General features: G+C 33.3%; 19 protein-coding genes and 1 pseudogene. 13 read left to right on the top strand and 7 right to left on the bottom strand.

Annotation, left to right across the window (positions count from 1 at the left end):
* Nucleotides 1–319 precede the first annotated feature (319 nt).
* Together AC0IXC_RS05125 and AC0IXC_RS05120 are read left to right on the top strand one after the other, a co-directional pair.
* Nucleotides 320–472, top strand: coding sequence for a hypothetical protein (locus tag AC0IXC_RS05125; RefSeq protein ID WP_162836442.1), 153 nt, complete (start codon nucleotides 320–322; stop codon nucleotides 470–472).
* A gap of 1146 nt (nucleotides 473–1618) precedes the next feature.
* Complete coding sequence (locus AC0IXC_RS05120) at nucleotides 1619–1915, top strand: heterocycloanthracin/sonorensin family bacteriocin (RefSeq protein ID WP_471652666.1); 297 nt, start codon at nucleotides 1619–1621, stop codon at nucleotides 1913–1915.
* Nucleotides 1916–2223: 308 nt separating this feature from the next.
* Here the strand turns inward: AC0IXC_RS05120 and AC0IXC_RS05115 are convergent, their stop codons facing one another.
* Complete coding sequence (locus AC0IXC_RS05115) at nucleotides 2224–3126, bottom strand: LysR family transcriptional regulator (RefSeq protein ID WP_471652776.1); 903 nt, start codon at nucleotides 3124–3126, stop codon at nucleotides 2224–2226.
* A gap of 129 nt (nucleotides 3127–3255) precedes the next feature.
* On the opposite strand from AC0IXC_RS05115, the gene gabT reads away from it, so the two are divergent.
* The 6 genes from gabT to AC0IXC_RS05085 all read left to right on the top strand — a co-directional run bounded on the left by gabT (nucleotide 3256) and on the right by AC0IXC_RS05085 (nucleotide 10868).
* The gene (gene gabT, locus AC0IXC_RS05110; protein ID WP_201067276.1) at nucleotides 3256–4581 is read left to right on the top strand and encodes a 4-aminobutyrate--2-oxoglutarate transaminase; all 1326 of its coding nucleotides are present in this window, start codon (nucleotides 3256–3258) and stop codon (nucleotides 4579–4581) included.
* 14 nt (nucleotides 4582–4595) lie between these two features.
* A complete protein-coding gene (locus AC0IXC_RS05105; RefSeq protein ID WP_201067278.1) occupies nucleotides 4596–5285 on the top strand; it encodes an MOSC domain-containing protein in 690 nt (229 codons plus the stop codon).
* A 262-nt stretch (nucleotides 5286–5547) separates the two neighbouring features.
* Entirely contained in the window at nucleotides 5548–6432 is an 885-nt protein-coding gene (locus AC0IXC_RS05100; RefSeq protein ID WP_002031966.1) for a GNAT family N-acetyltransferase, read from the top strand.
* Nucleotides 6433–6465: 33 nt separating this feature from the next.
* Nucleotides 6466–7062, top strand: a complete 597-nt coding sequence (locus AC0IXC_RS05095) for a DUF1349 domain-containing protein (protein WP_002127357.1) — start codon at nucleotides 6466–6468, stop codon at nucleotides 7060–7062.
* Nucleotides 7063–7324: 262 nt separating this feature from the next.
* Nucleotides 7325–9079 carry an ABC transporter ATP-binding protein gene (locus AC0IXC_RS05090; RefSeq protein ID WP_471652665.1) on the top strand — a complete coding sequence of 585 codons (1755 nt, stop codon included), beginning with the start codon at nucleotides 7325–7327 and terminating at the stop codon, nucleotides 9077–9079.
* Nucleotides 9072–10868, top strand: coding sequence for an ABC transporter ATP-binding protein (locus tag AC0IXC_RS05085; RefSeq protein WP_326996772.1), 1797 nt, complete (start codon nucleotides 9072–9074; stop codon nucleotides 10866–10868). The genes AC0IXC_RS05090 and AC0IXC_RS05085 overlap by 8 nt, the downstream gene beginning before the upstream one ends.
* 65 nt (nucleotides 10869–10933) lie before the next feature.
* Here AC0IXC_RS05085 and AC0IXC_RS05080 read toward each other — a convergent pair whose 3' ends face one another.
* Together AC0IXC_RS05080 and AC0IXC_RS05075 are read right to left on the bottom strand one after the other, a co-directional pair.
* Nucleotides 10934–11221, bottom strand: a complete 288-nt coding sequence (locus AC0IXC_RS05080) for a tyrosine-type recombinase/integrase (protein ID WP_445662205.1) — start codon at nucleotides 11219–11221, stop codon at nucleotides 10934–10936.
* 262 nt (nucleotides 11222–11483) lie between these two features.
* Entirely contained in the window at nucleotides 11484–12704 is a 1221-nt protein-coding gene (locus AC0IXC_RS05075; RefSeq protein ID WP_061675815.1) for an ATP-grasp domain-containing protein, read from the bottom strand.
* A gap of 123 nt (nucleotides 12705–12827) precedes the next feature.
* On the opposite strand from AC0IXC_RS05075, the gene AC0IXC_RS05070 reads away from it, so the two are divergent.
* Entirely contained in the window at nucleotides 12828–13925 is a 1098-nt protein-coding gene (locus AC0IXC_RS05070) for a YheC/YheD family endospore coat-associated protein (protein ID WP_471652664.1), read from the top strand.
* Between the two features lie 271 nt (nucleotides 13926–14196).
* Entirely contained in the window at nucleotides 14197–14727 is a 531-nt protein-coding gene (locus AC0IXC_RS05065; protein WP_002031980.1) for a hypothetical protein, read from the top strand.
* Nucleotides 14728–15436: 709 nt separating this feature from the next.
* Here the strand turns inward: AC0IXC_RS05065 and AC0IXC_RS05060 are convergent.
* On the bottom strand, nucleotides 15437–16297 hold the full coding sequence (locus AC0IXC_RS05060) for an exosporium protein D (protein WP_088039370.1): 861 nt from the start codon (nucleotides 16295–16297) through the stop codon (nucleotides 15437–15439).
* A 174-nt stretch (nucleotides 16298–16471) separates the two neighbouring features.
* Nucleotides 16472–17056, bottom strand: coding sequence for a LysE family translocator (locus AC0IXC_RS05055; RefSeq protein ID WP_001128091.1), 585 nt, complete (start codon nucleotides 17054–17056; stop codon nucleotides 16472–16474).
* A gap of 117 nt (nucleotides 17057–17173) precedes the next feature.
* On the opposite strand from AC0IXC_RS05055, the gene AC0IXC_RS05050 reads away from it, so the two are divergent.
* Nucleotides 17174–17731, top strand: coding sequence for a helix-turn-helix domain-containing protein (locus AC0IXC_RS05050; protein ID WP_326996768.1), 558 nt, complete (start codon nucleotides 17174–17176; stop codon nucleotides 17729–17731).
* A 322-nt stretch (nucleotides 17732–18053) separates the two neighbouring features.
* Here AC0IXC_RS05050 and AC0IXC_RS05045 read toward each other — a convergent pair.
* Nucleotides 18054–18504 (bottom strand): annotated as a pseudogene (locus AC0IXC_RS05045) (BclA C-terminal domain-containing protein).
* Nucleotides 18505–18827: 323 nt separating this feature from the next.
* Between AC0IXC_RS05045 and AC0IXC_RS05040 the strand changes: the two are divergent.
* A complete protein-coding gene (locus tag AC0IXC_RS05040; RefSeq protein WP_471652663.1) occupies nucleotides 18828–19874 on the top strand; it encodes a DUF4183 domain-containing protein in 1047 nt (348 codons plus the stop codon).
* 65 nt (nucleotides 19875–19939) lie between these two features.
* Here the strand turns inward: AC0IXC_RS05040 and AC0IXC_RS05035 are convergent, their stop codons facing one another.
* Complete coding sequence (locus AC0IXC_RS05035; protein ID WP_002189596.1) at nucleotides 19940–20230, bottom strand: DUF4183 domain-containing protein; 291 nt, start codon at nucleotides 20228–20230, stop codon at nucleotides 19940–19942.
* Between the two features lie 477 nt (nucleotides 20231–20707).
* Here AC0IXC_RS05035 and AC0IXC_RS05030 point away from each other — a divergent pair.
* Nucleotides 20708–21247, top strand: a 540-nt coding sequence (locus tag AC0IXC_RS05030; RefSeq protein ID WP_471652661.1) for a collagen-like repeat preface domain-containing protein, incomplete at its 3' end; no start/stop codon positions are given.

Below are 21247 nucleotides of genomic sequence, written 5' to 3'. Positions count from 1 at the left end.
TCTTCCTTCAAAGTATATGTCAATAAAGTGAAGATGATCTTATTTTACATGTAATCATATATATAAATAAAATGAAGATACTTTTATAGTACATATAATCAATACTTAGTTACTAATAGGATGTTGTAATCATAGGAATAGAAGATATTATGACATATGATTTTATTAATATGACTCGCATTCCATATAACGGGCATCTGATTTGAATTTTTTCCAGTATCTTAATACATTTAAGAGACTGGATTGTTTAGTGGAAATAAAACTTAATAAAATAATCCTTTTATAAATAAGTAGATCGAACGGAGGGGAACCGTATCGTATGAATCAATTGTCATTTTCTGAAGACATCGATGAAAAAGAGATGCGAAGACTTGTGGTGAAGGAGCTGAAAAACTACAAAGCATTGTGCGTTCGGATGAAAAATCAAGAAGAACAGGCTCAAACGGGGGCATCGTTCTTTTTCCTAAAATGAAAGGTGACGATAAGAATCATGAGATACGTTTTAAACAAATTGAACGGACATTGAAATATGCTCTTGATAATGATCAACGTCAGATAATTGAATTGAAGTATTTTGGGAGTGAGAAAGTCAAAGATTCCTATGTTTATAATGAATTGATGATGAGGCGTGATAGTTTTTATGAGAATAAAAAAATAGCTATCCGTTTGATAGCTACTGCTTTAGGGATTATATGAACGTGGTTTTATTTTAGTGAAGATGAAATTATGATCTTTTGTGTTACTGATATAAATTGTTATATGATACGTGTAATCCATCTTACTCGCTCTGCCTTGTGGCAGGGCTTTTTTATATAATAATATAAATTAAGTAGTTAAAGAGGTGTGTTTAAATGAGCTGGGAAGAATCATAAAGAAGAGAGCAACCATGTCCATGTGGTAAGGGAAAATATATTGAAATTATGAAGGTGTATGCAATAGAAGAAATATAAGAAAGTGCTAACACGTATGCGGAATAGACATAAAACATCGCTGATTTGCCATTCATAAAAATAGACTTTTCTTAGCAGAAATCACTAATTATAAATACTTATAAAATTAGCTCTGATATAGCAGATATTGAAGCGAAGAAAAATAAAGATGGGAGTGCATATTGGAAATACGAAGATGACCAAACAAAATTATGGAATATACGACTATAGAACTAGAAAATGATGACATAAATCTAAATATTATTGTTTAAATTCATATTTTATAATGTCCATTTAGCCCGCATTAACTGCCCGTAAACCCCCTCTGATTAAAGTTTCACTTTATAAAAATGAGCCCATAGTAAAAATAACCTAAAAATAGGCATATGAACAAGGTGCATCATCTAGTGATAGGTCATATTTTGTTGGTGTACGTATTGAACTTAGTTTATCCCGCTATTTGTGGGCAGTAAAACTCCCACCTCAAAATCCAACTGGAGCAAAGAAGTTAGGTGGGAGCCCTGCTGCCCGTAAACGCCCGATTGGTGCGGGCTAATAATCAGTGGGGGATGAACAAAACCCCTACTGATTAAAGTTTCACTTTATAGCGCTATTTCTACTTAGATTTAACGAACAGAAATATAGGAAAGTATCGATGGGGTTTTAGTTTATAAACGGAGGTCATGAAGATGAATAATTTTCAACAAGAACTACAAGCGTTAAGCCTTAATGATTATCAGCCTGGAAATATTGTGTATTGGGACCAGCAAAACCAATATCCATATTACTATATTACAGATGATGCTCGTCGCTGTGGCGGTGGTCGTTGTGGTGGTTGTGGCGGCGGTGGTCGTTGTGGTGGATTCCGTTGTTTTGGTTGCTTCGGTTGCTTTAGTTGTTTTGGTTGTGGTGGTTGCTCTAATTGCTCTAATTGCTCTAATTGTTTTGATGGTTTTAATGGTACTACTGTAACATTTGAATATTGATAAGAGACAAAAAGGAATCCATTTTGAAAAAAGATTGATCGAAACGGATTCCTACTTTGTGAAGCATTATATAATTTTTATAAAAATGTGCTAACAAGTTTGCAAACGGACTTGCTAACACCTATACGAAATAGACATAAAGTATCGCTGATGTGTAGCTTAATAATACGATAATAATTTAGCACTTATAATGAATAATAGGTTATTAGAAAAGAAACCATAAAATGTAATGTTTTATATCATAATAAAAAGAGATTATTCTAATAGGTCGTTGTGTAACGGCTGCATAGGATAATCTCTTTTTATGCTTATTTTTGTAAAGAATGTACTGTTATTTTGAGTTGCTCAATAAATTTCCGGGTAGCAGCGCACATATATTTATCTCTTCTATAAATAAGTCCTATATCTATTGTTGGAGTGGGGTTTTCAATTTTAATAGCTTGTATGTGCTCATTTTGCAAAAAGTCTATATACGGTTTTGGTAACACGGTAATCCCCATACCTTGTGCGACCATTTGAATTAAAGATTCCATTGTACTAATTTCTAAAATTGGCCTTGGTTTAAAGTTAAAGTTTTGGCAATGAGATGTAATTAGTTCTGTTAAATAGAAATTTTTAGGTAGAAGAATTAAAGGATAGTCCTGTAATTCTTCAATAGATACATACTTACGTTCAGTTAAAGAATGGCTGGTTGGCACAACTAATGTAAGTTCACTTTTATATAGTGGGATAGAAACAATCTCTTTATCTTGCACCGGGAGAAATGTAATACCAATATCTAATTCATTTTGTAATAATTTTTCACGAATTTCTCCTGTACGAAGCCCCAACACAGAGAGTTCGATATTTGGATATTGCTTATTGAAATCTAATATAGCTGGTGGTAGTAAATAATTTACTACGGTTAACAAAGATCCTATTGTTAAGGAACCATGATGTAATCCATTTAAATCTTGAATGGCAGAACGAGCTTGTTCGACTTCGTGAAAGATTGTTTTACTGTGCGATAATAAAACTCTTCCTGCTTCAGTTAAAGATATTTTTTTACCAATTCGATCGAAAAGGGGCATGCCTACTTCATGTTCTAATGCACGTATTTGTTGGCTTAGTGAAGGTTGTGAAATATTTAATTTCTCGGCTGCTCTTGTGAAATGTAATTCTTTCGAAACAGCTAAAAAGTATTCTAAATGTCGTAATTCGATTGAAATCACCTCAAGTTTAATCATAGGATATACCTATCATTATTATATAAATAATTGAATTGAACAATGGTTTTGTGGGATATATAATCACTTTATCAGAAATGGATTGATTAAAAAATTAGGTGAGGTGAAGAAGAATTGTTGAAATCTAGTGTATTACCGGGCAGTTATTCACAAGTACTTCAAAAAAGGTATGAGGAGGCTGTACCGACAGGAATATATCATTTAACGCCTTTATATGTAAAAGAAGCAAGGGGAGCGATAATAACAGATGTAGATGGAAATCAGTTTATTGATTTTGCTGGTGGAATTGGTATGCAAAATGTTGGACATTGTCATCCGAAAGTTGTAAGAGCGGTACAAAAACAAGCAGAATCATTTATACATCCTTGTTTTCATGTAACTCCATATGAAAATTATATTACTTTAGCGGAGAAAATTAATGAGAAAGTGCCAGGTACAAGTAAGAAAAAAACGATGTTTGCCAATAGTGGTGCGGAAGCGATTGAAAATGCTGTAAAGATCGCACGTAAAGTAACAGGGAGGAGTAAAGTAATTTCGTTTGAACGAGGATTTCATGGGAGAACATTAATGACAATGTCTCTATCGACCAAAGAAACTCCATATAAAGCAGGATTTGGTCCGTTCGTTTCAGACATGCATATATTGCCGTATCCGTACTATTACAGAGCTGAAGAAGGAGTTTCTCCTGAAGAAGTGGATTCTCAAGTCATCTATCAGTTTGAAAAGTTTTTAGAAGAAGTATCACCTGAAAAAGTAGCAGCGATCGTAATGGAACCAGTACAAGGAGAGGGTGGGTTTATTGTTCCTTCCATTTCATTTGTAAAACGATTACGAGAAATTTGTAATCAATACGGTATTTTAATGATAATGGATGAAGTGCAAACTGGATTTGGCCGAACAGGGAAATGGTTTGCAACGGAACATTTTCATATAGAACCTGACATAATGACTTTGTCAAAATCAATTGCTGGCGGTTTACCATTAAGTGCTATTGTCGGTCGTGCGGAGTTGATGGACATTCCTGGGAGAGGACAAATTGGTGGAACTTTTGCCGGGAGTCCGTTATCATGTGCAGCCGGTCTTGCTGTATTTGAAATAATGGAAGAAGAAAATCTAGTTGAAAGGGCTCAGCAAATTGGAAATAGAATAATGTCACATCTACATCAAATGCAATTAAAGTACGAAATGATTGGTGATGTTCGTGGAATCGGTGCGATGGTTGCAATGGAACTTGTAACGAATCGCATAACGAAAGAACCTGCAAAAGAACTAACAGTAAAGCTAATTGAAGATTTTTGGAAGAATGGGCTTATAAGTATTGGAGCGGGGATATTTGATAATGTACTACGCTTTTTACCACCTCTAGTTATCTCAAACGAAGAAATAGATAGAGGATTTGAAATAATAAATGAGTCTTTTGAAAAGTTTTGCCGCAAGTAAGAGGAGGGATTTGAATGACTAAAGTATATGAAATCCTATCTTTAAATCTAGGATTGCCAAAAGAGGTTATGTATGGTGGGAAGTTAATTCAAACAGGGATAAATAAAAAGCAAGTAAAGGAACCTGTTTTTTTATCATTTTCAAAGTTTAATGGAGATGGACAGGCGGATTTAGTTCATCATGGAGGGGTAGATAAAGCGGTTTGTGTTTATACTGGTGACCACTATCCTTACTGGGAAAAAGAGTTGAATCAGGAACTTGTATATGGGGCTTTCGGTGAAAATATAACAGTAAGCGGAATGCGTGAAGAAGATGTTTGTATTGGTGACACGTTTCAACTCGGAGAAGCGATTGTACAAGTAACGCAGCCAAGACAACCTTGTTTTAAATTAGCCAAGAAATATAATATTCCAAAGTTGCCATTATATTTTCAAGATACAGGATACACAGGTTTTTATTTTCGAGTATTAAAAGAAGGGTGGATATTACCGGTAGATACTTTAAAATTGTTGAAGCTTGATCCAAAAGGTGTGTCAGTTTCGTTTGCGAATCGCATAATGCATAAAGAAAAACAAAACTCTGAAGGATTAAAAAGGATTTTAGAAGTAAATGCACTGTCTACTAGTTGGAGAAAGACGTTTGAAAAGCGAGTGAAGGGAGAAGAAATTAGTACGAAGGAGCGACTTGAGGGAACCGAAGAATAGGTGAATTATATTTGCATAAAATGGTGTATTTCTATTATCGGAAAGATAAGTAGGAAGCACCATTTGTTATATAATAAACATGATATTATTCAAAAATCTTAATACTAGTTTATTCGACTTGTTTTTTAATAATCAAAACATAAAATAAATTAAACCATTTTTAAAAGTTTTATGATACTATATTGATTTGAAAGGCCTATTTTTTGAGAGTAGGTCATATAAGTATATCTAAATTAATGGAATCGACGTATGGAGGGACAACATGGGCAATGTTGAAAAAATGGCAAACTTTCTATTAGAAGAACCGAGAAGAGAACAGTTATTTCCTTTATTTGAAGAAGTGTTTGGGATTACGAGCCAAACATTGCAGGATTTTTCAGAGAAAGGGTATTGGGATTATACATATAAAGCATTATCATTTTTACAAGATGATAATGCGATTGCAAATGTTGCGGCATTTTCACTTCCGCTTTTAATTAATGGTGAAAAAATAAATGCAACGGGTATTCAATCAGTAATGACACATCCGAATTATCGTAGACGAGGATTAATGAAGCAATTGTTTAGTAAGATGATAGAGGAAATTGATGAGCAATGCGAGTGTGCGGTCTTGTTTACGGAAAATCCGGAACTATATAAACCATTTGGTTTTCAAATTGTGCAAGAATATTTGATGACAGTATCATACGAAAATAAAGGCTACAAAGATTCTCAACTTAAAAAGTTAGATTTTTATAATGAAGAGGATAGACAATTAATACATGAGATTATTGAAAATGGCCAAAGGCTTTCTAATAAATTTTCAACGTTAAATTACCGCTCTTCGTTTTATTTAAATATGTATGATTCAACATGGAATGAAAACCTTTATTATTCAGAGAAATTAGATGCGCTGATTGTTTTTACAGTAGAAAATCAAAAACTAAAATTATTTGGAGTATTTGCGCCGGTAATTCCGATTTTAGATGAATTATGTGAGGAAATCTCTGGGGAATTTACGGAGATTGAATTTTATTTCTACCCAGATCAATTAGGAATTGATGATGTACAATATACAGAATTACAGACTAGTAAGTATTTAATGGTTCGAAGTAATAAAGAATTAGATTTTAAAGGTTATAAATTCCCGGTATTAACTGAGTTTTAAATATTAATTTAAATGCTTTTTTATGGAGGAATTATGAAAACATCATATATACCAAATCATATTGAGCAACTTACTGTAATGAACGCACCTAAATTTTACAAACTTGAAGACAATGATACATTCATTGTCCATTCGAAAGAAGAAACAGATTTTTGGCTGAAAACCCATTATGGTTTTGAAGTAATGAATGGCCATGTATTTTATGATGAGATAATGACAGATTTTCAGGCTGAGGTTCAATTGCGCATGAATCCAAATGCGACATACGATCAAGCGGGTTTATTTGTTATGATTTCTGAGAAGTGTTGGTTAAAAACATCTTTAGAATATATTCCTGAGGGCCCATCACATTTAGGTGCTGTCGTAACGAATAATGGCTATTCTGATTGGTCAACGCAAGACTATCCAAATGAATTTGCTAAGCAACAATTACGTTTTCGAATTATTCGAAAACTTGGCGATTATACAATATATGTGAAAACGAGTCAGCGATGGGAACAAATAAGAATCGCTCATTTGATGGAGGACATAGGTAATGAGCCTGTTAAAATTGGTTTTTATACGTGTAGTCCTTCTGAAAATAATGGATTCGAGACCGAGGTTTTTGATTTTAAAATTGAACAAATATAGATGGGAAAACCGCATTCTTACTAAATGAGAATGCGGTTTTTATTAAGTTAAAGAGTATTCACATCAACTGGCAGTGAAAATGCCTGGTAGATTAAAGTTCCATTTTATTGACTAAAAATGATTTAAAACTTATCATTTAATAATGTTAAATATTAATTTGCCTAATATAATAGGACTAATGGAGAAATTACAGACTATATCGCTCAAATAAGGAGGACTATAAATTATTCGATGGTAATTTCATGAAAAAAGGAGATTGTGTATGAAATCATTTCGCAAGTTGTTACAGTATTTAAAACCATACATGTTCTTCGCTATTATTGGACCGCTATTTATGGTACTTGAGGTTGCGATGGACTTAATTCAACCGACAATAATGCAACATATTATTGATGTTGGAATTGCAAACCGGGATTTGAATTATGTAATAAAAATGGGGCTTCTTATGATAGGAGCAGCAGCAATCGGTTTAGTTGGAGGACTTGGTTGTATGATGTATTCTACAAAAGCTGCTGTTAATTTCGCTACAGACATACGAAAAGATGTGTTTGCGAAAATAGAAACATTTTCTAGCAAAAATCGTGATTCATTTGGAACAGGTAAATTATTAACAATCGTGACAAATGATATTACATCTATTCAATCGGCAATGACGATGACGTTACGTGTACTTGTCCGTGGACCGTTATTATTTATTGGAAGTATCATTATAGTCTTTGTAACAGCGAGAGACCTATTTCCAATTTTACTTGTTGTGGTACCCGTATTATTAGTTGCAATTGTATTGATTGCAGGTCAATCGAGCGGTTCATTTAAGCGAGTACAAGAAGCATTAGATAAAGTAAACACAAAGCTACAAGAAAATTTATCCGGTGTACGTGTTATAAAAGCATATGTAAGACAAAAATATGAAATCGCACAGTTTGAGAAAGTTAATACAAGTTTAACTGAAATAAATATTCGTGCAATACAAATTATTTCATTGATGATGCCAATTATTATGCTAGTTGTAAATAGCGGAATTGTAGCAACTTTATGGATTGGTGGCGAGAAAGTTTTTAACGGTACACTCCAAGTAGGGGCCATTTTAGCTTTTATTAACTATTTAAATATCATTTTAATGTCACTTATGTCTATTAGTATGGTATTTATTCAAATTGCCCGTGCTTTTCCATCAGCTGATCGTGTACAACAAGTCTTACATACTGAAGTTGATATTACAACTGAAGGCGACGTATATGAACCAAAACAAGTGGGTGGTAATGTAGAGTTTAAAAATGTTAGCTATAGTTATACGAAAAATAATGAATATGTTTTAAAAGATATTTCCTTTACTGTACGTAAAGGTGAAAAAATAGGGATTATTGGATCGACCGGAAGTGGTAAATCTACATTGGCGAAACTATTGCCACGACTTTACGATGTTGATCAAGGTGAAATATGTATAGATGATGTTAATGTGAAAGCATACGATTTGCAAAAACTTCGTGCTTCCATTGGCTTCGTTCCACAAAAGGCACTTCTTTTTTCAGGCAGTATAGAAGAGAATTTACGTTATGGCAAAGAAAATGCAACTTATGATGAATTGGAATTAGCATCTTCATCTGCTTGTGCGACTGAGTTTATCAATAAGCTGGAAGACTCTTATGAATATAACTTAACACAAGGTGCAACCAATCTATCTGGTGGTCAAAAACAACGTATATCTATTGCAAGAGCCCTAGTGAGAAAGCCATCTATTCTTGTATTAGACGATTCTACATCGGCAGTTGATGCGAAGTCAGAAGCTGTAATACAGGAAGCGTTAAGGACAAGATATAGTGGCACAACGACATTTTTAATTGCATCAAAAATATCTTCTATTATAGATGCTGATATAATCCTCGTTTTGAATAACGGTGAATTAGTTGGAAATGGTACGCATGAGGATTTATTGGCAACTTGTGAAGTGTATCAGGAAATTTATCTTTCCCAAGGTGGTAGCCTGCAGCAAGAAGGAGGGGAAGAGCGTGCGTAATTTTCAAGGACAATTTGGAAATAAAGGTGGACGTAACAATCTGAAAACGGGAAAAACTAAGAATACTAAAGGAACTATAATGCGAGTATGGAACTATATGGGGTATCAAAAAGCATCTCTTATGTTCGTTATTATTCTTGTATTTATCACGACATTACTAGGTTTACTTGGACCATATTATATGGGGGTCATCATTGATGAATACATTGTACCGAAGGATTTAAGCGGGACAGCCAGAATGTGCATGCTACTCATTGCGATATATGGGATAACCGTATTATTAACATGGTTACAAACATTTGTAATGATTAATGTTGCATTAAAGACTATACAAAAAATACGACAAGATATTTTTGAAAAAATCCAAACACTTTCTCTACGATTCTTTGATGTACGTTCTCAAGGTGATTTAATGAGCCGTGTGACAAATGATATTGATAACTTAAATCAAGCTTTGACACAAAGTGTTGTGCAAATCATTTCATCAGCGTTAACGTTTATAGGTGTAACAATTGCGATGTTTTCATTAGATTGGATTTTAGCGATTGTAACTTTAATTACAGTACCTATTATGTTTTTTGTTACGAAAAAACTAGTTGCTTATAGTGGGAAAAACTTTGCGAAGCGTCAAAAGGATTTAGGAGAATTAAATGGATTTATTGAGGAAGCTATTACAGGCGCAGACGTAACTACGTTATACGGAAAAGAAAAAGAAACCGTACATAACTTTAATGAAATTAACGAACAGCTAAGAATTTCAGCAACGAAGGCTGAAACGTTTTCAGCATTTATTTTTCCAAGTATGAACTTTATTAATAACTTAGGAATGGGGCTTGTAATTGGAACTGGATCGGTAATGGTATTAAACGGAATGACAACAGTAGGTGTCATTGCAGCTTTTATTAATTATTCTCGACAATTTTCAAGACCACTTAGTCAATTTGCAACTTTAATGAATACGATTCAAGCGGCAGTTGCTGGAGGAGAACGTGTCTTTGAAATTATGGATGAAGTACCAGAAATTCAAAATAAAAAAGATGCAGTACTTGTACAAAATTTACAAGGACATGTTAGGCTTGAGAAAGTTTCATTTGGATACGCACAGGACAACATGATTTTAAAAGATGTGAGTCTCGAGGCGAATCCTGGGGAGACAATCGCTTTAGTCGGTCCAACTGGATCAGGAAAAACAACAATTATTAATTTGTTAACTCGCTTTTATGACATTCAAAAAGGGCAAATTAGCATTGATGAAAAAGATATAAAGGATTATGATATTAATTCTTTGCGGAGTAAAATAGGGGTTGTTTTACAGGATACGTATTTATTTGCAGGAACGATTATGGAAAATATTCGATATGGACGTTTAGATGCAAGTGATGAAGAAGTAGTTGCAGCAGCAAAAGCAGCATCAGCACATTCTTTTATAAAACATCTACCGAATCAATATGAAACGGAAATTGCTTCAGAAGGTTCGAATTTAAGTCAAGGACAAAAACAACTCCTTGCGATTGCACGAGCGATTTTAGCAGATGCAGATATATTAATTCTCGACGAAGCAACATCTAATATTGATACGAGAACAGAATTACAAATTCAATCTGGATTAAATAATTTAATGAGAGGGCGAACAAGTTTTGTAATCGCTCATCGGCTGAAAACGATTGAAAAAGCAGATCAAATACTTGTAATAAAAGATGGAAGTATTTTAGAGAGAGGAAATCATGAAACTCTCATGGAAGATGGTGGGTTTTACTTTGATTTGTATACGAGTCAGTTTAAAATTTAACAAAAACATTGATGTGGTGAGGTTTCTCTAGAAAAGAGAAACCTCATTTTTTATATTTGCAAACATTACCATCCGAATAGTCTTTCACTAAATGTTTTAACAGCGTCCTTTTGCAGACTAGGTGAAAAATGTGAATAGCGATTTAAGGTTATGAAAACGTCCTTATGATCCAATCGTTCGCTTACAATCTTTGGATGTACTCCTTGTTTTAAAAGAAGCGTTGCATGAGTATGGCGTAAATCATGAAATCTAATGTTTTTTAATTCGGATTTTTTCAAATAGGTTTTAAATGTATCACGAAAACCACTTTTGTCTTCTTTTTCCTGTCTCTGAATCAGTTCCGATATCGACAATAATACACCACTTTGTTCCTCTTTTTCGAATATGTCCTTTCACTTAAAACATTCCTTCATTGATTTTTGAATCATGTTGTAAAAGTATATTTGTAATTTTGCTGCTATGAAAATTACATGTTTGGACATATCGGCGATGGATATATTTTACCATATATAAATTAAATCATTTTGGAGTCATCTATTTAGTAAAGAAATTAAAATTATAAGAAATATGATTTTTAGTATATTTTCATCAGTTGGTGTATATATGTTGTATTTATTATTTTTGGATTTCAAATGAAATTTCTTTAGCTGCTTCTAAAGCTATTTTTTTAGCTTCTGTTTTAAAATAGGCTGCAGCTAAAACGTATCCACATCGATGTCCCATTGATGTAGGTGGTTTTAAGATAGTTCCTTTTTTAGGTTTTATATAAACTTTCTCTACACCAGGATATTTAGAACTACGGTTTTTCCCTGTAACTCGAATTAGTTTTCCTTTAGATTTAACTGTTAGGTAATGAGCGTACACATATTTATAATGTTTTTTATTTAGTGAAGGTTTATTTCCTAACATTAACTGAATAGTCTCTTGCACTAAGTTGATTCCATGTCCAATTTCAATTATGTCATTCATTGCTCCACCTGATATTCTGGGATTTATCTCAATTAATTTCCAAACATCTTTTATTCTCCGGAGTTCTAGATGACACGCTCCATTTTTCATATTAAAGGCCTGAATAACAGAATTAACTGCATTGAAAAGACTATTATATAGTCTTTTGTCTACCTGTCCTAGTAAAGAATAACCAGTAACAATAAAACGTTCAAAAAGTGTAATTTCTTGTTCAATTACTGCTATAATATGGACTTTTCCATCTTGAACTAAAATTTCAACTAAGTACTGAGGTCCATCTATATATTCTTCAAGTAGAATTTCTTCATTAGGTAGTTTTTTTAAAAGACTTTGTATAGATAAGATTAATTGATCTTTATTTTTTACTAATAATACATCTTTGGATCCTGTTGATTTAGGGGATTTTACAATAAGAGGGAAATTTATCTCTTTAGTTTTTTCAAGAAAAGATGATAATGATTCTGTTGGTTTGTAAATTAAATAGTTGAGTGAGATTGGTAATTCTTTAAGTACATTACGAGTTAATATTTTGTTTTCCATATGATGGATAGCTTTAGTAGATACAATATTTGAGCAAAATCTTTCTGATAAACGTGCAGCCACATAAACAAAAGGGTCAATAAAACTAAAGATCCCTTTTATGTTTTTTCCTGATGTATTTAATTTTTCAATTGTTGTAATTATATTATCATAATCATTTATATCAGTGAAAATCATCTGATGTACATCAGGGAATATAGTGCGTTCATTAATAAATTTTGTTTTTTTAGTTAATAAAACAGTAAAGAAATTAAGTTTTTCAGCTGCTTTGATTGCTTCCCTACTTGATCCAGATTTATTTGTTTCAATGAAAACGATAGTATCCATTTTATGTCACCTTAACCTTTATCATTTTATAAAATCTCAGGTTTATTATTTCTATAGGTAGAATATTAAAATGAGGTTAAGCTTGTTCTGGATTTTTCGAAAAATGGTTGAATGAGGAAGAACATGAATATATATATAATGAATTTGATATTTGTTTTGAAAAAAATCTTTAGAAAGAAGGGAAGAAGAACTAACATGACTATAATTGGTATGCTTCATCATCGGAAAGATCCGAATGACGTAAAGAAAGCATATACTTATGCTGCTGTAGCTAAAGCTGAAGGTGTGGAATTTTTTTATTTTACTTTAGGAAAAGTAAATATAGAAACGAAGAAGATTTTAGGTAAAACTTATGAAAATGGTAAGTGGATTGAACAAGAATTTTCTTTTCCAGATGTTATTTACAATGCAAGTGTTCATGTTAGTGATAAAAATCAGCAAATCTATGATTATCTACATGAAAAAGTTCCTTTTACAAGTCATTCAATTGGAAATAAATTAAGTGTATATAACAGAATAAATAGAGCGAAAAAATTTAAGCAATATCTTATTCCTTTTTATGAATTAAATGATGTTAATAAGTTTTTTGACATGATTAATCGTTATGAAAAACTTATTATTAAACCAATTTCTGGACATCAAGGTAGTGGTATTATTTTCATTGAAAAAAATGGGATGAATTACAGTATGAATGAGTCAGAACAAATTTCATCTATTAATAAAAAACAATTACGGAGCTTTATATCTGATAAGATTCAAGAGCAAGGTTACATAATTCAACAGTTTATTTCATGTCAAATAAAATCTGGGCATGTTTATGATTTTCGATTGCATGTTCAAAGAAATGGGGAAGGCAGGTGGGTTGTTACTTCTATATTCCCGAGAATAGGTCCATTAGGAAGTATTGTATCAAATATGGCTAAGGGTGGTTATAGTACGTATTTAGATGTTTTTTTAAAAGCGGAGTTTGATAACGATTGGTATAATATTAAAAGGTATTTAGAACGATTTGCAGTAACCTTTTCTAACCATTTTAATTCTTTATATGAGGATATACTATTTGATGAGTTAGGAATTGATGTAGGGATTGATAAGGATCAAAAATTGTGGTTATTTGAGGTGAATTGGAGACCAGGGGTACCTAATATATTTAATCTTGAATTAGATGTAGCTAGAAATTTAGTTCACTATGCTAGATATTTGGCTGATAAATATAAATAAGAAAAGGAAAATATAATGAAACCTAGAAACCTTTATATACCAATGTTTCTACTAATCTCTCTTTCTATATCTCCTATAAGGTTTTTCTCCATGCATTCCGAAATTCGGCGGATGCTGGACTGTCGCCAAGCCAACGTACCTAATATGAGGTAAATACCGGAACCTGGTAATACATCCTTCATTGTGGGCGGGGTCACATATTTATAAAAAAATACGCTTGTCCAATCCATTATCATTCTCCAGTCATTTAATACTACAAAGGGGGGAGAATATGGAAAACAATGAAAAAATCACGTTTCGATTTGTAAAAAAAGATGGAGAAGAAATTAATTTGGGAAATCTTGCTGATAAACGAAAAATTGTCATTGTCATTAATAATCAGATTACATTTGCACCGAATACAACACAAATTGCCAGTGGAGCCGGACAAAATAGTGCAGCAGGAAGTAATGCAGCAATCGATTCATCGAATACCCGACAGCAAGAAACGGTGGGCGCTGGAGGCGAAGCCATAAATAAAGGAATTAGTGGGGACCAGATTGAGCCGCATAAAATGAAAAAAGAAACTTCGGATGAAGAGGCAGAATTTGTACTTATCATCAATAATCAAATTAATAAAACCCGTAAGGAACAGGCTGGTGCTACTCAAGTGGCAAGTGGTGGTGGAGAAGACAGTGCAGCGGGAACCAACGCTGCCATCGAAAGCTCTAATACTAAACAGCAACATGCAGTAGGAGGCGGAACGGATAGTTCGGCAGAAAATGCAGGTGAAGAAGGCGACCAAATAGAAAAATGCGATTAAAGAAAAGAGGCTGTAATTATTTCGCAGCCTCTTTTTCTTATTATGGATTAATTGGTCTATTACTTACCCAACCAAATTAGGAATATATTAAATATCTTGATGGATCATATACTGTCCATAATCCTATCCGTTGAGAAGTATTTGGATTTTTATATACTGCGATTGATCTATAAGGTTTTCTATGACTAGCTAAAGTATTGTCAATATATACTGCAAGGTCATAAGGCTGAAGTTGTATTTAATAAAAAGTTGTAGCTTCTGATTTTGATGATGCGAAAAATCAAATTCGTCAACTCGAATTGTCTTTTGCCAAAGAAGCATGTGCTTCTTTTTTTGAAGAGCTATTAGTATTTGTACAGTTTCTAGTAATAAGTTTTGGATTATACATTCAAAAACAGAAAAAATATATCCAACCTTATTTAGCAATGAAGTTTAGTAAGAAGCGTGTGGATATAAAAATCGTTATTGGATAAAAAATCAAAAGAGCACGCCTATAAACGTACTCTTAGAAAGATAAGAAACTTATGAGTGGAGGAAATCTCCATATAATAACATATGCTTGTCTACTTTAAATGTGTAAAATTTATAAACAAAAATGCTATTTTATTAAGAAACGAGAAACGGTAGATAAGTAAGTACGTATATTATCGGATGTTAGTTGTTTTAATGAAAAAGAAACCTTTATAAAAAGGTTTCTTTTTCATTAAAATTAACAATCATAATCATTGTCGTATTCATGGTTACATTCATCGCAAGGGTTGTTCTGGTCATCACAGCAAATACAAAACGTTTTATTGATAAATATATCAATAAAATCAAAGGAATCGGAATTATTTGTGAGGGTAAGTTCTTGGAAATCTTCTACTTGAAAAATCCTTGTTTCATTAGGAACTATCGTAGCGATAATTGGTGTGTTAGAAATCCTTGTTCGAATAGTTACTTCAATGGGACCGGAATCGTTAGGAACAGATATTTGAAGTAATGTTTTGTTGTGATTAATAGTAAGATCTTCAAAAACCACTCTTGAAGAGTTAGGGGGTACGATAATATCTAGAGGTACATTTCCAGTTGAGGAAGTTCCCGAACCGGCTATGGTATGAGTCTCAATAAAACAGTTACTCTTTTGGTTAAGAGAATGTGATTGTTCTGCATAGTAATCATTTTGGTCATCACAGCAGATGCAAAACGTTTTTTGAATAAAAATACCAATATCGCTACTTGTATTGGTATTATTTGTGACAGTGAGGCTTTCAAAATTTTCTACTTGAAAAATCCTTGTTTCACCTGTAGCTATTGTAGCAGTAATTGGTCTACGAGCATTTCTTGTACGAATAGTTATTACAATCGGTGCAGAGGTGCCAGGAACATGAAACTGAAGTAATGTTTTGTTGTGATTATTAGTAGAATCTTCGAAAACTATTCTTGAAGTGTTAGCTGGTACGACAATATCTAGAGGTATATTTGAACCGGCAATCGTATGCGTTTCAATGAAACAGTTCTCTTTTTTGTGGTGAGAATAAGAATAGTTTTTATAGTATTTTTTTCCATGTTTATAAAAATAGTCAGCCATTCTTTAATCTCCTATCTTTTATTTGTCTATATATAGTATTTAATAAAAGTAAGAAATGTTTGTACAAGGTAGAAAAAAGTTCTATTTAGGAGAATAAGAGAAAAAGCTTAAGATATACGTACTGTAGCGTTTGGTTCAGTTAAACAAAATATAAGAATTAGAATGAGTATAGAGCTAGTTTATAACGATTGATATAGCACTGAAAACCAATAAAACAGCCATAATGATGTTAAATAATTGAGTATGTTTTAATAATAGTTTTTGGAACATTGAACCAAACAGGCTCCAACTAAATGTACTCATTAAACCGACTACACCTAGAAATAATGAAAAAAGTAGAAAACTTGAATATGAATTGTAGTAAGGGAGAATAAAAGTAGAAACTACAGTCAGTCCGAATAATATCCCTTTAGGGTTAACAAACTGAAGAAAAATCCCCACTGTAAATAAGTTTTTATTATCTTTTTCATCGGGATCCGTACTGCCTTTACTAGTGAGTATTTTAAAAGCTAAATATAACATGTATGCTACTCCTAAAATTTTTAAAGGTAATTCGATTTTAGGTAAAATATTAATTAGTACTATATTAAAGAAACTACATAAAGAAGTGAGGAGGAAAAAACCGAAAGCTACTCCAAAGCAAAATTGCATGCTCCTTTTCAAACCAAGTTGATTTGCGTATGTCATAGCTAAAAAATTGTTAGGACCGGGTGTGAAGCTACTAATAAAAACAAATAATAAAAAAGAAAATAAAGGCATTTCAAAACCCCCTAAGTATTTTTCGTGTGTTATAATGACCGAAAAGAACAATATAACGTGTGCTTTTTATTATACATAACGGTCGTTATATTGTATATAGTGTAGGGGTGTTTTTTTATGGAAGAAATTCAACTTATTTTGGCGAAAAATATAAAGGCAATACGTGAGAAAGAAAAATTAAGTTTAGAAAAGGTTTCCCAATTAACAGGTGTGAGTAAAACGATGATTGGACAAATTGAAAGAGGAGATTCAAGCCCGACACTAACAACAATATGGAAGATAGCGAATGGTTTAAAAGTGTCTTTTACGTCTTTAATTAATAATCCACAGCCTGATACGAAAGTGGTTTTACGAAACGATGTTCAAGTATTATCAGAAGACAATGGGAGATATAAAGTGTATCCTTCTTTTCCTTTTCAAGATGATAGGAACTTTGAAATCTATACGGTTGAAATTGAACCGGAAGGAAAATTAAGTTCGGAAGGCCATAAAGAAGGGACCGAAGAATTTATAACGGTGTTTGAGGGAGAATTGACAATTGAAATAAATAATTGTCAATATACATTAAATAGCGGAGATTCAATTCGCTTTAAGGCGGATAGACCGCACTCTTATCATAATTCCGGACGAACGCTAACTCGGTTAAGTATGACCATTTATTATCCAGCTTCATAAACTTGCTATTTTATTTAGAATATAAAGAGATATGTTTTGATAAAACCATCTATAAGAGATGGTTTTATTTATTACAATTTACAAAAAAAGACACTCATTTGAGTGTCAACACAGTATTGCTCTCGCGTATAGGATTGGAGAATATTTCTCAAATACGTATTGAGATGGTTCGTAAAGGAGAAACCGTCTTCATAAATAACTTAACATTGATAGCGTATAGAGTAAATTGATAATGTTTATCCGGAATATTTAGTATAGATAGTTTCTACTATCTATATAGGGGAATGGCATTTAAAGCTAAGAAGAAAAAATGAATCATTTATTAATCAACTCGTATAATTGTTAGAGAGGCGCCAGTTGATCCACCACCGATTAAATTGACAATTGATAAGAGACCGAATAATTGAAGAGAAATAGTATTACCTGCATTTAATATTGTAATTAAATTATTATTATAACTTGAAGTAGATAGGGCAGGAGATAGAATTGAGCTCAGAAGTGATGTAGATCCGTTTAAAAGTAGTCTTGAACCCGCAAGAAGTGCAATTGTAGTATTAATTTGATAAGAAAGATAATAACGTCCCGTTACAGGGACTGTAAATAAATCATTTGCACTATTGACTGCAAAGCTATCAAGGCTTTGATTGTTTGAGAGTAGTATGTTAGTACCACCCTAGTACAACTGAAACTGTTCCATCCACTGTATTATTTGCAAACATAGAATTTGTTGTAACGTTTATGCCGGTACTACCCGTGGGTCCGGTATTACTCATGGGTCCAGTACTACCAGTAGGACTAGTTAGTCTATAAGGAAGGATAATTGTATGTCATTATTTCGGGGATTTTCTCTATCTTTATTTTTAATTAAAATCACCTCATTTTTATGATAAAGGAGATACTTTTCATATATTCTATTAATAATATTTTTTATAGTAACGGCATGCTGTTTAAAATACATTCATTTTTAGTAAATTACATTAAATTTGATTTTGTACAAAGATTTTAATCGAGAGATTAATAGTATTTTTTTAGATAATTCTTTTAACATTTCGGAACATCTAACATTTAATAAATACTATAGAAGGGAGATGCAAATTTGAATCGATATGACAAATTACCAATGTCTAAGGAAGTTATGGATTCTAAAAATATTGGTCCTACATTTCCACCTCTTCCGTCTATTAATTTTCCAACCGGAGCAACCGGAGCGACCGGAGAAACAGGGGCAACCGGAGCAACCGGAGCAACCGGAGCAACCGGAGAAACCGGAGAAACAGGGGCAACCGGAGCAACCGGAGCAACCGGAGCAACCGGAGCAACCGGAGAAACAGGGGCAACCGGAGAAACCGGAGAAACCGGAGCAACCGGAGCAACCGGAGAAACCGGAGCAACCGGAGAAACCGGAGAAACCGGAGCAACCGGAGCAACCGGAGAAACCGGAGCAACCGGAGCAACCGGAGAAACCGGAGCAACCGGAGCAACCGGAGCAACCGGAGCAACCGGAGAAACCGGAGCAACCGGAGCAACCGGAGAAACAGGGGCAACAGGAGCAACCGGAGAAACAGGGGCAACCGGAGAAACAGGAGCAACCGGAGAAACAGGGGCAACAGGAGAAACAGGAATAACGGGAGAAACAGGAGCAACCGGAGAAACAGGGGCAACAGGAGAAACAGGAATAACGGGAGTAGCAGGAGCAACCGGAGAAACAGGAGCAACCGGAGAAACGGGAGAAACAGGAGTAACCGGCCCAACCGGAGAAACAGGGGCAACCGGAGAAACAGGAATAACGGGAGTAACAGGAGAAACAGGGGCAGCAGGAGAAACAGGAATAACCGGCCCAACAGGGGCAACAGGAATAACCGGCCCAACGGGAATACCGGGAATAATCCCAACAACAAACCTATTATATTTTACTTTTTCAGATGGGGAAAAACTTATATATACTAATGCAGATGGTATAGCACAATACGGTACAACACAAATCTTATCACCAAGTGAAGTTTCTTATATTAATCTATTTATAAATGGAATTCTTCAACCACAACCTTTTTATGAAGTTACAGCTGGTCAGTTAACTTTATTAGATGATGAACCACCCTCACAAGGATCTTCAATTATCCTACAATTTATTATTATTAATTAAAAAAGACAGATTCTTAATGGAAAAAGGAATCTGTCTTTTTTTGTTCTAAATTACATTAGTTAAAATTAAGTGACGATAAATTCAATTGTTATTGGGATTCCACCGTCTAATACATCTCCGCCAGGAATTGTAATAGCACCAGTAGGACCTGTGGTGACACTGGAGTTCACGCTAGGTTGAATTATCCCGTTTACATAGAGGTTGTAATACGTAAAAGTCGGAAAGGCAGTTGCAGTAGTACCGGCATCGTTTAAACAAGCTGTTGCAGTAATTGCAAAAGCTGCACCTGTTCCTGTTCCAGCTCCTAGTGTAGATGTAAATCTTCTAGAAGCGATAAATGGTTGAATAATTGGCAATTAAATTTCACTCCTTTAATTATTTTTTGAACGAAGTATAGAATAACTTGTCCACTATATTGTATGAAAGTTTTTTATAATAGAAACGGCTTCATGATTATAGAAGGAACACAATATTAGTAAAGGTATCATTTTTAATTAGTTGAAAGAATGATGTTGTTACTTGTAGAATATATGCTAATGATTTATTTATGTTTTAATTTTTAAATGAAAATGTGCTTTTGGACCTAATAGATAAACGTGGAAAAATAAAATAAACTCTTAAGTTTAGGTGTTTAATCTAAGCAGTCAATTATTAAAAACATATAATTAATATGTGAGTCATGAACATAATTAAATTACGTTTTCAAGTTTGATTCTAATTCATGTTTCCTATTTTAAGAGAAACATATAACTCAACTACTTTTTACAATCGCATCTTTTATAGTTCTTAGAATAGGAAAACACTCAACTATAAGAAAAGTAAGGAGGAAATAAATGTCAAATAATAATTGTTTTGGTCATAATAACTGCAATCCGATTGTTTTTTCAGCAGATTGTTGTAAAAATCCACAGTCAGTTCCTATTACTAGGGAACAATTAAGTCAATTAATTACTTTACTAAACTCATTAGTATCAGCTATTTCAGCATTTTTTGCAAATCCAAGTAATGCAAACAGATTAGCGTTACTCGATTTATTTAATCAATTTTTAATTTTCTTAAATTCCTTATTACCTTCTCCAGAAGTTAATTTTTTGAAACAATTAACTCAAAGTATTATAGTTTTATTACAATCTCCAGCACCTAATTTAGGACAATTGTCAACATTATTGCAACAATTTTATAGCGCCCTTGCACAATTCTTCTTCGCTTTAGATCTTATCCCTATATCCTGCAACTCAAATGTTGATTCTGCAACTTTACAACTTCTTTTTAATTTATTAATTCAATTAATCAATGCTACTCCAGGGGCGACAGGTCCAACAGGTCCAACAGGTCCAACAGGTCCAACAGGAGCAACAGGAGGCGGAGCGACA

Source organism: Bacillus sp. AC266 (genome assembly GCF_979253805.1).
The sequence above is the reverse complement of the archived record's forward strand: the minus strand, read 5'-3'. Positions and strand labels throughout refer to the sequence as shown.

What these genes read in the sequence shown, in the direction of transcription:
- AC0IXC_RS05125 (WP_162836442.1), top strand. Translation starts at nt 320, where the DNA reads ATGAATCAATTGTCATTTTCTGAAGACATCGATGAAAAAGAGATGCGA.
- AC0IXC_RS05120 (WP_471652666.1), top strand. Translation starts at nt 1,619, where the DNA reads ATGAATAATTTTCAACAAGAACTACAAGCGTTAAGCCTTAATGATTAT.
- AC0IXC_RS05105 (WP_201067278.1), top strand. Translation starts at nt 4,596, where the DNA reads ATGACTAAAGTATATGAAATCCTATCTTTAAATCTAGGATTGCCAAAA.
- AC0IXC_RS05100 (WP_002031966.1), top strand. Translation starts at nt 5,548, where the DNA reads ATGGGCAATGTTGAAAAAATGGCAAACTTTCTATTAGAAGAACCGAGA.
- AC0IXC_RS05095 (WP_002127357.1), top strand. Translation starts at nt 6,466, where the DNA reads ATGAAAACATCATATATACCAAATCATATTGAGCAACTTACTGTAATG.
- AC0IXC_RS05090 (WP_471652665.1), top strand. Translation starts at nt 7,325, where the DNA reads ATGAAATCATTTCGCAAGTTGTTACAGTATTTAAAACCATACATGTTC.
- AC0IXC_RS05075 (WP_061675815.1), bottom strand. Translation starts at nt 12,704, where the DNA reads ATGGATACTATCGTTTTCATTGAAACAAATAAATCTGGATCAAGTAGG.
- AC0IXC_RS05070 (WP_471652664.1), top strand. Translation starts at nt 12,828, where the DNA reads ATGAATATATATATAATGAATTTGATATTTGTTTTGAAAAAAATCTTT.
- AC0IXC_RS05065 (WP_002031980.1), top strand. Translation starts at nt 14,197, where the DNA reads ATGGAAAACAATGAAAAAATCACGTTTCGATTTGTAAAAAAAGATGGA.
- AC0IXC_RS05060 (WP_088039370.1), bottom strand. Translation starts at nt 16,297, where the DNA reads ATGGCTGACTATTTTTATAAACATGGAAAAAAATACTATAAAAACTAT.
- AC0IXC_RS05055 (WP_001128091.1), bottom strand. Translation starts at nt 17,056, where the DNA reads ATGCCTTTATTTTCTTTTTTATTATTTGTTTTTATTAGTAGCTTCACA.
- AC0IXC_RS05050 (WP_326996768.1), top strand. Translation starts at nt 17,174, where the DNA reads ATGGAAGAAATTCAACTTATTTTGGCGAAAAATATAAAGGCAATACGT.